The sequence below is a fragment of the Oryzobacter faecalis genome (genome assembly GCF_046764005.1).
Lineage (GTDB): Bacteria > Actinomycetota > Actinomycetes > Actinomycetales > Dermatophilaceae > Oryzobacter > Oryzobacter faecalis.
The window spans coordinates 59,735-70,988 of record NZ_JBKOFW010000003.1 but is presented as its reverse complement, the minus strand read 5'-3'; the positions used below and the strand labels follow the sequence as shown (position 1 = coordinate 70,988).

Sequence of the window (11,254 nt, the reverse complement as noted above, 5' to 3'; positions counted from 1 at the left end):
TACGTGCCCCCTGCTCGATGTATCAGCGGGGCGGTTCGCGGCTCTGGGATGATGAGGAGAACGCGCGGACCCGAGAGGGGGTCGACGATGGCGGCACGAGACTACGAGGACTTCGACCTGCTCGTCGAGGGCCTGCCGGACGGTCGCTACCGAGCGCGTGTCCTCGCGGGTCCCACCGGGCCCACCCCCGCCGTGGAGTTCGCGCTGCCCTTCGAGCAGACCGTCCTCGAGAACCTGCTCCTCAAGCTCGACCCCGGGCGCTCGGGAACCCGCAGGGGTACGGCGAACCCCCAGGTCACGGCCGCTCGCGACTTCGGGTCGCCGCTGTTCGACGCCGTCTTCTCCGGGGTGGTCGGCCAGGCCTGGGCCACCGCGCGGACGGCCGTCGGCGGGCACGGTCGCGGACTGCGGCTGAGGCTGCACCTCGCGGAAGCACCGGCGATCGCGTCGCTCCCGTGGGAGCTGCTCCACGACAAGTCGACCAACTCCTACATCGCCCAGTCCGAGCGCACCCCGATCGTCCGTTACCTCGACGTCCCGGACACCCTCGACCCACTACCCCTCGACGGGCCGCTGTCGGTCCTCGTCGTCATCTCCTCGCCGTCGGACCTCCCCGAGCTGGACGTGGGGGCCGAGTGGGGCCGGGTCACCGAGGCGCTCGAGGAGAAGACCGCCGCCGGCCTCGTCCGGCTCCGCCAGCTCGAGGAGCCGACGGTCAGTGCGCTCGGGCGGCACCTGCGGCGTGAGGACGTGCACGTCCTCCACTTCGTCGGGCACGGCGACTACGACGCGTCGATCGAGGACGGGGTCCTGTACTTCTGCGACGGGTACGGCCGGTCGTCGCCGGTCACCGCGTCGGTGCTCGGGCCGTACGTCCACGACCACGACCCGTTGCGGCTCGTCGTCCTCAACGCGTGCCGGTCGGCCAGCGTCGACAGCGACGACCCGTTCGGCGGGATGGCGCAGGGTCTGGTCCAGCAGAACGCGAGCGCCGTCGTCGCGATGCAGTTCCCCATCACCGACCGCGCCGCGGTGACCTTCACGGGGGAGCTCTACGGGGCGCTCGCCGACGGGCTGCCGGTCGACCAGGCCGTGGCGAGCAGCCGCAAGGCCCTGGCGGCCGACTTCGGCGCCGAGTGGGCCACCCCGGTCCTCTTCCTCCGCTCCGACGACACCCAGCTGTTCACCGAGCTCGTCGCGGCGCCACCGGCCGAGGTCGCGCCACCGGCTCCCCCGCCCCCGGCAGCCGACCCGGCACCGACGCCTCCCCCGGTGCCGCCGGTCCTCCCCGTGCCCGTGATGACGCCCTCGCCGGGCCCTGCCGAGCCGGCAGCCCCGCCGGCCACGGACGTCGAGCGCACCGCGGCTGCGGAGCCCTCGGCCGAGCCCGTCGCGACCGTCGAGGCGGCAGCGACGGCCGAAGCGCCGTCCTCCGAGGAACGCTCGGCCGGTCCACCGACCGTGGTGCTCCCGCCCGTGCCCCCGACGCCACCGACACCCGACCCCGACCCCGTGCCCGGTCCGGACGACGACGACCACGAGCAGCCGCCGAACCGCCGCCTCCTCGCCGCCGTGGGTGGAGGGGTCGTCGCGGCCCTGCTCGCGGGCGGTGTCTGGCTCGCGACGTCGGGGGGCGAGGACCCTGATGACGGGCGGTCGGCCTCGTCGACCACCCCTGCCCCGACCGAGACGGCCACGACGCCGAGCCCGACGCCGACGGGGAGCGACACCCCGACGCCGACACCGACCCCGAAGGACCGTACGGGCCCAGCCCTCACCGCGGTGCGCTTCGCGACGCCGCCGCGCATCGACGGCTCCGCGGACGACTGGGACGGCGCGAAGGTCGTCGACGTCCGCACGAGGATCGCCGGCTCGAAGGCGGTGGCGGGGTTCGGCGCCAGGGTGCGCCTCGGCTGGGACGCCGAGAACTACTACGTCGTCGCCGAGGTCTCCGACGCGCAGGTCACGCAGACCCACGCCGCCAAGCCGTCGCAGCTGTTCAACGGCGACTCCATCGGCTTCGAGATCGGGTCGGACGTCGTCACGACCAAGCAGGCCGCCCTCTTCCCCGACGACTCACACGTCCTCGTCGGGCCGACCGAGGAGGGTGGCATCCTCGCCGCCCGGAACGTCGCACGAGGCAGCGCGTACGAGGCCGGCGGCGTTCTCCAGGGCATCTTCGGCCTGGCGTTCGTCGACGGTGGCTACGTCCTCGAGGCAGCCATCCCGTGGACCGAGCTGGGGCTTCCCTCACCGGATCCCGGCACCACCCTCGCGACCAACCTCACCGTCAGCGACGCGGTCGCGTCGGGCGACAGCCGCGGCAAGCTCGCGGCGATGCTCTCGAACAACCCGGCCCGCAAGAACAACGGTGCGCCGTTCCGCCACCTCTACGGGACGGTCACCCTGACGGACTGACCACGCGGACGGCGCCGCTCACCGGGGCGGGTGGGCGGCGCCGTCTCGCGGTCACGCCGCGCGCGTCATCCCGTGACGGCGCCGAGCGCGTCCACGATGCCCGCGCCGTAGAACCCGTTGAACGCGGCCGTCCCGGTGCACGTGGCGGTGAACTCGGCGTCCCGGCCGACGTCGGCGTACGACTGCACCCCGCCGACCGGGCAGGCGTGGTCGGTGGCCGAGTCCAGGAGGATCCCGCGGACCCGGGCGGGCGCGAGCCCGAAGCCGAGGCGGCCGATGCGCTGGCCGTGCGCGGAGACCGCGAGTGCGGCCACGCCCGCCGCGTGCGGTGCAGCCATCGAGGTGCCCTGGAGGTACTGGTAGTACCCGCACACCGAGACGCCGTCCACCGTCCCGCACTGCCTCGTCGTCCCGAACGACTGGCCGAGCGGGGTGACGTTGCCGCCGGCGTCGACCTGACCCTCGGACCGCAGGACGTGGAGCGGCGCGGTCGAGAGGATCTGGTTGCCGTTCGTGCGGTACGTGGGCGTGCCCAGGCCGTCACGGAACCAGCCGCCCGGGGCGGAGAGCTCGATCTCGTCCGACGCGAGGTCGGTCGTGTGGTTCGAGAAGTCCGACTTGCGGCCCGACGGGCCGAGCGAGGAGACGCCGATGACGTACGGACCCTCGACGGGCAGGTCCCAGCAGGTCGCGTTGTCGATCGTCCGCGGGTGCTCGGTGCCTCCCGGGTAGTCGGGGCTGGAGGTGTCGGTGCGCGGCGCGGCGAGGTCCTCGTGGTTGTTGCCGAGCGCCCCGACGAGGGTGACGCCCTTGCCGTGGGCGTACGCGAGGGCGCGCTGCATCGTCTCGATGACGAGGTCCTGCTCGGCCGCCTGCTCCGGACTGTCCTCGGGGGCGCCGCCCTCGCAGCTGTAGAGCCACGGGTCGACGTAGAAGGACATGTTGACGACGTCGAGGCCGGCGTCACCGGAGTAGGTGAGGGCGTTCGCCGTCGGGCCGAGGAAGAAGAAGCCGCTGTCCTGGCCCGCGCGGACGTTGACGAGGTCGACCCGCGGCGCGACGCCGGAGAGCCCGAAACCGTTGAGCGAGGCCCCGATCGTGCCGGCGACGTGGGTGCCGTGCCCGTTGTCGTCGCGGTCGACGGGGTCCTTGCAGGAGGTGGACTCGCACGGGCCGTCGACCGCCGGGATGTCGGTCGTGAAGTTCCGCGACAGGCGCCGGTCGAAGTTCTCGGCGAGGTCCGGGTGCCGGCCGTCGACCCCGGTGTCCATGACTCCCACGCGCACCCGCGGGTCACCGAGCTCGATGGCGTGGGCCGCCTCGGCGTGGATCATGTCCATGCCCCAGAGCTTGGCGTCGAGGGGGTCGGAGGAGGTCGAGCCGCCGCCGGGCGGGCGTGCCACCGTCGTGCGGTTCGTCGTCCGCGCGGCCACCGGCCGTGCGGCCGCCTGGTTCTCGCGGAGGACGTCGTCGCGGTTGGGTCGCACGTCACGGGTGGGTCCCGCGTCGCGGCCGACGCGCGCGTCGGGTGAGCGGCCGACGACCCCGTCGCGGGCGGCCCCTCGCACCCCGTCGAGGCCGCGGGCCGTGCGGGCGAAGTCGGCGCGCGCCGACCGGACGGTGACGAGGCCGATGGCGCGGTTGACCGTGAGCACGGTCGCCCCCTCGGCCCTCAGGCCGCGCACGACGCGGTCGACGTCGGCGGTGCGCTCGGCGAGGACGGCGAAGCTCCCGGGCGTCGTGCCCGCCGCCGTGCTGCGGGGCGCCGTGGCGGCTGTGGCCCTGGTGGCGGGGGTGGCTCCAAGGGTCATTGCAGCCAGCGCCACGGCTCCGGTCGCGGCCAGGATGCGGGGGCGGCGCATGTGGGTGTCTCCTCCGGTGGTTGAGCCGGTCCCCCGGCCCACCGGGTGACCCTAGACCGGCGGGTGCCTCGCCCGCCGCGGTTCCGGTCCAACTCGCCGCGGCGCCACGGACCGTATGCTCCTGTCCCATGCGTCGTCGCCCCACCGGTCCGGCACCGGACGTCTTCGAGACGTTCGCCCACCGGGTCGAGCCCGACGAGCAGGCCACCCCCGCCCGGCCGGTCGCCGCGACGGTCGTCCGGTCGGCCGGCATCACCGTCGGCCTCATGGTCCTCACGTCGCTCGCCTTCGTCGGCGGCGCGTGGGTCGCCGGTGCGCGGCGCCCCGACCTCGCCTACAGCAACCTGCTGTGGGAGGGCGTCGTCGTCGCGCTGTGGTCGGTCGCCTGGGGTGCGCTCGCGGCGATGGGCGTGCTCGCCGTGGGAGTCCTCGCGGTCGGGGTGCCCTGGGTGCGGCGTCAGCGGGGATCGCGGGACGCGTCGGGGTCGCGCTCGACCTCGACCTCCTCGCCGTAGGACCAGCCGGCGGTCAGCGGCAGGGTGTCGCCACTCCAGAAGCGCCCGGGGTCGTACCAGTTCGTCGGGACGTCGGCGCGCAGGACGCCCATCGCCTCCAGCGTCGCGGCGACGACCTCGGCGCAGTAGGCGTCCTCGGGCCGGATCCCCTTGCGGTCGAGGGCTTTGCGGGTCAGGTGGGCGTCACGGCCCTTGAGCCAGCGCCACGCGAGGTTGGCGTGCGAGGGGAACGAGACCCCGTCGAGGCGGGCGATCGTCCGCAGCAGGGCGTCCTCCTCCTCCCGCCCGACGTCGGGGGAGAGCTGGCGCAGCCAGGCCCGCTGGCCGTACCGGACCTGCCACGTCGTGACGGCTTCACGCAGGTCGTGGAGCTGGACGCCACGGTGGTGGTCGCCCGTCCAGTGGTCGCGCATCGAGCGGCCGAGCTCGGCGTGCCACATGAGGGGTGGGAGGTCGTCGAGGACGACGGCCATCCCGACGTGGTTGACCGGGGAGTTGCTCGCGGTCTGGATGACGCGGTCGGCGACCGTCCCCCCACGGAAGATCCAGAGGTCGCCGGTCCGCGTCTGCGACACCGCCTCCTCGAAGGGGACGGCGGCGGCTCCGGAGCGGGTCGGTCGCGGCATGGCCCCAAGTCTGCCCACACACCGGTCGCTAGGGTGGCGCCATGCCCACGGCCAACCGCGTCTGGAAGCTCGTCGGCCTCGCGAGCGTCGTCGGGGTCGTCGCGACGGGGGCGCTCGTCGCGCGCAACGAGCGCGAGCGCCGGGCGTACACCCCTGACGAGGTCCGCGACCGGCTGCGCCAGCGGCTCGAGGAGTCGGGCGGCGCATCGCCCTCCGGGTCCGACCCCGACTGACACCCCGCCCCGGGCCCTCGCTCGCCACCCCTCGCCACCCCTCGCCCCACCCTCGCGAACGTGGGTGAAGACCGTCGGTGGGCCGACGATTGTCACCCACGTTCGCGGTGGGCCAGGGGCGCCGCTCAGCAGCGGACGAGGTCGTCGAGGCGGTCGTAGCCCTCGGCCATCCCCTTCTCCATGCCCGACGCGACCATGGCGTCGCGGCCCTCGACGGTGCGCCCGATGCTCCGGCCGCGCAGCCGGCTGCGGCCGTCGGCGAGGTCCTCGAACCAGAGGAACTCCAGCGCCACGTCGTCCGGGGCGCCGTCGAACTCGAAGGTCTGGAGGGCGAACTCGTCCTGGCGGACCGTGTGGAAGACGCCCCGGAACCCGAAGGTTCCGTGGTCGGTGACGTGCGCGTAGGCGTAGCCGCCCCCGGTCGTGAAGTCCCAGTGGTCGATGTCCATCTCGTAGCCGTGCGGGCCGAGCCACTGGCGGACCTTCGCGGGGTCGCGGTGTGCCTCGAAGACGGCCGCGGCCGGGGCGTCGAACTCACGGGTGAAGTCGATCCAGGGGACGCCGGCGGGGACGTCGAGGGTGAGGGTGTTCGTCGTGGTGGTCATGACTGCTCCTTGTCCGGTGGTGCCATCGTGGGGGGCGGTCCGGGCGGTGCAGGGCCGGGTGGACGCGGTGGCGACCAGGGCGTCGAGGCGTCGGTAGGCCCGCTCACGGTCGCGGCGGAGCCGGCCGAGCCGGGTCGTCCTGTCGTCCATCGCACTCCCTCTCCGTCCCGCCACTCAACCATTGGGTTGATGAACCGCTCTGTTGAGTACACCGTGGCACGGGCTCTTTGTCAACCTCTTGGTTGAACACATCGCGACGCGGACGTGGCACCGTCCCCCCGTCTCGGTCAGGCGGAGCGCAGGGCCGGCAGCGCCCGGGCCGGGTCGTCGAGGACGGACGCCAGGGCCGCGAGGGCAGCGCCGGTCGCTCCGGGTGCGTCGTCCTCGGGCGCCGTGGTGACCTCCGGCACGACCCAGCGCGCGGACAGCACGCGTCGTCGCAGCGCGTCCTCGAGGTCGGGCCGCACCAGCTCGGCGACCTGCCCGAGGTGCCCGCCGAGCACGATGGCCGGGACGTCGAGGACGTTGACCACCCCGGACAGCGCCACCCCGAGTGCCGAGGCCGCTCTGGCGACCGCCTCCCGGGCCCGGTGGTCACCAGAAGCGCTGCGGGACAGCAGGTCCCGCGTGGCGGATCCCTGCGGCAGCCCCGCCGCGGCGAGGAGGGCGTTGCGCCCGGCGTACAGCTCGAGGCACCCGGTCGACCCGCAGCGACAGGCGGGGCCTGCCGGGTCGACGCACACGTGGCCGACCTCGCCGGCCCAGCCGTGGCGGCCTCCGACGACCCGGCCGTCGACGACGACCGCCCCTCCGATGCCGACCTCCCCTGACAGGTAGAGGAAGTCGGCGAGGGGGCCGCGGCGCCCGGGCGCCGGCTCCGCGACGGCCATGGCCGCCAGGCTGGCCTCGTTGCCGAGCCGCAGCGGCAGGCCCGCGCTCGCGTCCTCCGGCACGAGTGCGGCGACGTCGACGTCGGACCAGCCGAGGTTGGGAGCGCGCAGCAGGCGCCCGGCGTCGCTCGCGACGATGCCGGGGAGCGCGAGCCCGGCCCCGACGACGCGGGAGCCGTCGCCGACCGAGGCGAGGACGCCGCGCGAGAGGGCCGCGAGCAGGCGCAGGGTCGGGCGCGGGGAGGACCCGGCGAGGTCGGCCGCCACGACCTCCTCCGCCACGACCTCCCCGCGCAGGTCGACGACTCGGGCGGCAAGTCGGCCCACGTCGACTTGGAGCCCGAGCCCGAGGACCCGGCGGCCGGGAGCGAGCGGGGTCGCCGGGCGCCCGGGCCGGCTGTGCGACGGCGGGTCCAGCTCGTCGACGAGCCCGGCGGCGACGAGCTCGTCGACGAGGCGCGAGACCGTGCTGCGCGTCATCGAGGTCGCGGCCGCCACACCGGCCCTCGACACCGGCTCGCGGGCGGCGCAGACCGTCCGCAGGACGAGGGCGAGGTTGGCCTCGCGCAGGCCCGACTGGCGGGCGGCCGGTGGTCCTGAGGGGTGGGGCACGGGTTGACCCTACCGAGTCGAGCGGTTAAGTTGCGTCACACAACAAACTCGACGAGGAGACACGATGACGCGCCAGCCCACCCCCGAGGACCGGTTCTCGTTCGGCCTGTGGACCGTCGGCTGGACCGGCACCGACCCGTTCGGCGGCCCGACCCGCCCGGCCCTCGACCCCTGGGAGTACAGCGACCGGCTCGCCGGGCTCGGCGCCTGGGGCATCTCCTTCCACGACGACGACGTCCACGCCTTCGACGCCGACGAGGCGACCAAGGACGCCCGGATCGACAAGCTCAGGGCCGCCTGCGACGCCGCCGGCCTCGTCGTCGAGATGGTCACGACGAACACCTTCAGCCACCCCGTCTTCAAGGACGGCGGCCTCACGGCGAACGACCGCTCGGTCCGCCGCTTCGGGCTGCGCAAGATCCTGCGAGCCGTCGACGTCGCGGCCCGCCTCGGGGCGACGACCTTCGTCATGTGGGGTGGGCGCGAGGGCGCCGAGTACGACGGGTCGAAGGACCTCCACGCCGCCTTCGAGCGCTACAAGGAGGGCCTGGACACCGTCGCCGCCTACATCAAGGAGCAGGGCCACGACCTGCGGATCGCCCTGGAGCCCAAGCCGAACGAGCCGCGCGGCGACATCCTCCTGCCCACCGTGGGGCACGCCCTCGCCCTCATCGCCGAGCTCGAGCACGGCGACATCGTCGGCGTCAACCCCGAGGTCGGCCACGAGCAGATGGCGGGGCTGAACTTCACCCACGGCATCGGCCAGGCCCTGTGGAGCGAGAAGCTGTTCCACATCGACCTCAACGGCCAGCGCGGCATCAAGTACGACCAGGACCTCGTCTTCGGCCACGGCGACCTCGCCTCGGCCTTCTTCACGGTCGACCTGCTGGAGAACGGCTTCCCCGGCTCCCCCGGCGCACCCCGCTACACCGGGGCCCGCCACTTCGACTACAAGCCCTCGCGCACCGAGGGGCTCGACGGGGTCTGGGAGTCGGCCAGGGCCTGCATGGCCACCTACCTGCTCCTCGCCGAGAAGGCCGCGGCCTTCCGCGCCGACCCCCGGGTGGCGGAGGCGTGGGAGCACGCGGGCGTCACCGAGCTCGCCACCCCCACCCTCGGTCCCGGTGAGACCGTCGCCGCGCTACGCGCCTCCGACGAGGGGTTCGACCCCGACGAGGCCGGCCGCCGCGACGGTGGTTTCGTCCGGCTCAACCAGCTCGCGATCGAGCACCTCGTCGGCTGAGGCCCGCGGACCCGTCGCGCGCCGCAGGACGATGGCGGCGATGTCGTCGTCGTAGCGGTCGTCACGCACCGCGGCGACGACCTCGTCCAGGGCGGTCCCGAGGTCGTCGGCGGCGAGGCGCGGGATCTCCTGCCCGAGCCGGGCCAGGCCTTCCGCGATGTCCTCCTCGCGACGCTCGACGAGCCCGTCGGTGAGCACGAGGATCGTGTCGCCGGCCGCGAAGGGCAGGCTCGTGCCGGTCCGCGGCTCCGTCGCCAGCCCGAGGGGCGGTCCGTCGGCGAAGGGCAGCTGCTCCACCGCCCCGTCACGCCGCAGCACCCACGGAGGCAGGTGGCCGGCGTTGGCCAGGTGGATCGTGTCGGCCTCCCCGTCGGCGAGCAGGTACGCGAGGGTGACGAGCTGCTCGGTGCCGTACCGCTGGATCATGCCGTCGAGCTTCGACAGCACGACCTCGGGGGCGGGGTCGACCGACGCGAACGCCCGGACCGACGCCCTCATGCCCGCCATCGCCGCCGCTGCGGCGACGCCGCGTCCCATGACGTCCCCGACGAACGCGACCATCCGGCCGTCGTCGAGGGCGAAGGCGTCGTAGAAGTCACCGCCGACGTCCGTGCGCCCGGACGGCAGGTACGCGCAGTGCACCTCCCACACGTCGGTGCCCGACACGGTCTCGGGGAGGACGGCGCGCTGGAGCTGCTCGGCGACGGCGCGGGTCTGGCTGTACAGCTCGGCGTTGTCGAGTGCGCTCGCCGAGCGGCGGGCCAGGTGCTCCGCGAAGCTGACGTCGTCCTCGCCGTAGCGGCGCCCCTCGTCGGTCGACACCCAGGTGAGGACGCCCATCGCCCGTCCCCGCACGAGGAGCGGGACGGCGAGCGCGCTGCGCAGCTGCAGCTCGCGCGCGACCCGGAGGTGCTCCTCGTCGCGCGCCGCCTGCTGGAGCATCTCATCGGTGATGTCCGGGAAGAGGAGGGGTCGTCCGGTGCGGACGACCTCCATCGCGCCGTACGGGCTGTCCGGGTCGGGGGGCCACCGTTCGTGCAGGGCCATGGCGAGCTCGACCTTCGTCGGGTCGACGTGGGCGACGGCGAGGCGGTGCAGTGCGCCGTCCCGCACGACGTCGATGGCGCACCAGTCGGCGAAGTCGGGGACGGCGAGGCGCGCGACCCGCTGGATCGTCACCGACAGGTCCAGGCTCTTGGCGAGCTCGATCGACGCCTCGGCGAGGAAGGCGAGCCGGGCGGTCTGCTTGGCCGCGACCTCCGAGGCCTCGATCCGCTCGAACGCCTGCGCACACGTGTCGGCGAGGATGTCGAGGAACTCGAGCTCGGCGGGGTGCGGGTCGGCGGCCCCGGGGATGGACAGGTGGATGGCCCCGCGGGTGTGGCCGGCAACCCGCAGCGGAACGGTCACCACGGTCCGCTCACCCCGGCTCGCGTTCGGGAGGTCGGGGTACCGCGCGGCGATGGCGTCGGCACCCACGATGACGAGGCGCTGCCCGGTGCGGACGACGTCCGTGACGGTCGAGGCGCGGTCCATGGGGATGACCTGCCACTCCGAGGCCTCGAGCGCCCCGATGCCCCGCACGCCGACGAGGCGGAGGTGGTCGTCCTCGACGAGGGCGAGGGCCGCGATCGTCGCCCCGAGGGCGTCGGCCATGTGGTGCGTGACGATCTTCGTGACGGCGGTGACCGAGCCCGCGGTCGTCAGCTCGCTCGTGACGCGCGCCAGCTGCGCCAGGTTCTCCCCCACCTGTCGGGGCATGCGCGGCTGACGCCGGCCGAAGGGCTCGCTCACCCATGGATCCTTGCAGGTCAGTACCGGGGTGTCAGTAGTCCGGTCGGACGATGCGCTGCGTCACCACCGGGCGCGTCGGTCAGGCGCAGTCGCGGCAGACCCCGGTGCCGGGCTTGGACTCCTGTGAGCGGTGGCAGAGCAGGAAGCAGCTGATGCACGAGAACTCGTCGGCCTGGCGCGGGAGCACCGTGACCTCGAGCTGGAGGCCGGACAGGTCGGCGCCCGGCAGGGTGTGCCCGTCGACGGCCTCGGTGTCCTCCTCGAGCAGGTCGACCGCGGTGCGCGCGCCCGTCGACCGCAGCTCCTCGAGGCTCTCGGCCTTGTCCTCCTCGCCCTCCCGGAGTCGCGGGGCGTCGTAGTCGGTGGCCATCTGCTGCCTCTCGTCCAAGGATGGGGCCGGGGCCCGGGGGTGCTGAGTATGTCGAGGTCAGCGGGCCGTGTCAAAGGTTTGTCTCA

Annotated in this window: 10 protein-coding genes; 4 read left to right on the top strand and 6 right to left on the bottom strand. The window is 74.0% G+C overall.

The features are described from left to right. Positions 1-87 precede the first annotated feature (87 nt). The gene (locus tag ACK8HX_RS07010) at positions 88-2,418 is read left to right on the top strand and encodes a CHAT domain-containing protein (protein ID WP_411939961.1); all 2,331 of its coding nucleotides are present in this window, start codon (positions 88-90) and stop codon (positions 2,416-2,418) included. 65 nt (positions 2,419-2,483) lie between these two features. Here the strand turns inward: ACK8HX_RS07010 and ACK8HX_RS07005 are convergent, their stop codons facing one another. Further along, complete coding sequence (locus ACK8HX_RS07005; protein WP_411939960.1) at positions 2,484-4,280, bottom strand: S8 family serine peptidase; 1,797 nt, start codon at positions 4,278-4,280, stop codon at positions 2,484-2,486. A 128-nt stretch (positions 4,281-4,408) separates the two neighbouring features. Here ACK8HX_RS07005 and ACK8HX_RS07000 point away from each other — a divergent pair, with 128 nt between their 5' ends. Next, on the top strand, positions 4,409-4,795 hold the full coding sequence (locus ACK8HX_RS07000; RefSeq protein ID WP_411939959.1) for a hypothetical protein: 387 nt from the start codon (positions 4,409-4,411) through the stop codon (positions 4,793-4,795). Here ACK8HX_RS07000 and ACK8HX_RS06995 read toward each other — a convergent pair. Continuing rightward, positions 4,738-5,421 carry a hypothetical protein gene (locus ACK8HX_RS06995; RefSeq protein WP_411939958.1) on the bottom strand — a complete coding sequence of 228 codons (684 nt, stop codon included), beginning with the start codon at positions 5,419-5,421 and terminating at the stop codon, positions 4,738-4,740. The genes ACK8HX_RS07000 and ACK8HX_RS06995 overlap by 58 nt on opposite strands. A 41-nt stretch (positions 5,422-5,462) precedes the next feature. Between ACK8HX_RS06995 and ACK8HX_RS06990 the strand changes: the two genes are divergently transcribed. Next, complete coding sequence (locus ACK8HX_RS06990; RefSeq protein WP_411939957.1) at positions 5,463-5,654, top strand: hypothetical protein; 192 nt, start codon at positions 5,463-5,465, stop codon at positions 5,652-5,654. A 125-nt stretch (positions 5,655-5,779) separates the two neighbouring features. On the opposite strand, the gene ACK8HX_RS06985 is transcribed toward ACK8HX_RS06990, so the two are convergent. Continuing rightward, on the bottom strand, positions 5,780-6,259 hold the full coding sequence (locus ACK8HX_RS06985; protein WP_411939956.1) for an SRPBCC family protein: 480 nt from the start codon (positions 6,257-6,259) through the stop codon (positions 5,780-5,782). Positions 6,260-6,546: 287 nt separating this feature from the next. After that, positions 6,547-7,761, bottom strand: a complete 1,215-nt coding sequence (locus ACK8HX_RS06980) for an ROK family transcriptional regulator (RefSeq protein ID WP_411939955.1) — start codon at positions 7,759-7,761, stop codon at positions 6,547-6,549. 64 nt (positions 7,762-7,825) lie between these two features. Here ACK8HX_RS06980 and xylA point away from each other — a divergent pair, with 64 nt between their 5' ends. Further along, a complete protein-coding gene (xylA, locus tag ACK8HX_RS06975) occupies positions 7,826-9,004 on the top strand; it encodes a xylose isomerase (RefSeq protein WP_411939954.1) in 1,179 nt (392 codons plus the stop codon). Here the strand turns inward: xylA and ACK8HX_RS06970 are convergent. Then, the gene (locus ACK8HX_RS06970) at positions 8,903-10,798 is read right to left on the bottom strand and encodes a GAF domain-containing SpoIIE family protein phosphatase (protein ID WP_411939953.1); all 1,896 of its coding nucleotides are present in this window, start codon (positions 10,796-10,798) and stop codon (positions 8,903-8,905) included. The two genes, xylA and ACK8HX_RS06970, sit on opposite strands and share 102 nt — an antisense overlap. Positions 10,799-10,877: 79 nt before the next feature. Beyond that, the gene (locus tag ACK8HX_RS06965) at positions 10,878-11,168 is read right to left on the bottom strand and encodes a DUF4193 family protein (protein WP_411939952.1); all 291 of its coding nucleotides are present in this window, start codon (positions 11,166-11,168) and stop codon (positions 10,878-10,880) included. Between the last annotated feature and the right edge of the window lie 86 nt (positions 11,169-11,254).

Coding starts and splice junctions, on each gene's coding strand:
- ACK8HX_RS07010 (WP_411939961.1), top strand. CDS start 88: ATGGCGGCACGAGACTACGAGGACTTCGACCTGCTCGTCGAGGGCCTG.
- ACK8HX_RS07005 (WP_411939960.1), bottom strand. CDS start 4,280: ATGCGCCGCCCCCGCATCCTGGCCGCGACCGGAGCCGTGGCGCTGGCT.
- ACK8HX_RS07000 (WP_411939959.1), top strand. CDS start 4,409: ATGCGTCGTCGCCCCACCGGTCCGGCACCGGACGTCTTCGAGACGTTC.
- ACK8HX_RS06995 (WP_411939958.1), bottom strand. CDS start 5,421: ATGCCGCGACCGACCCGCTCCGGAGCCGCCGCCGTCCCCTTCGAGGAG.
- ACK8HX_RS06990 (WP_411939957.1), top strand. CDS start 5,463: ATGCCCACGGCCAACCGCGTCTGGAAGCTCGTCGGCCTCGCGAGCGTC.
- ACK8HX_RS06985 (WP_411939956.1), bottom strand. CDS start 6,259: ATGACCACCACGACGAACACCCTCACCCTCGACGTCCCCGCCGGCGTC.
- xylA (WP_411939954.1), top strand. CDS start 7,826: ATGACGCGCCAGCCCACCCCCGAGGACCGGTTCTCGTTCGGCCTGTGG.
- ACK8HX_RS06965 (WP_411939952.1), bottom strand. CDS start 11,168: ATGGCCACCGACTACGACGCCCCGCGACTCCGGGAGGGCGAGGAGGAC.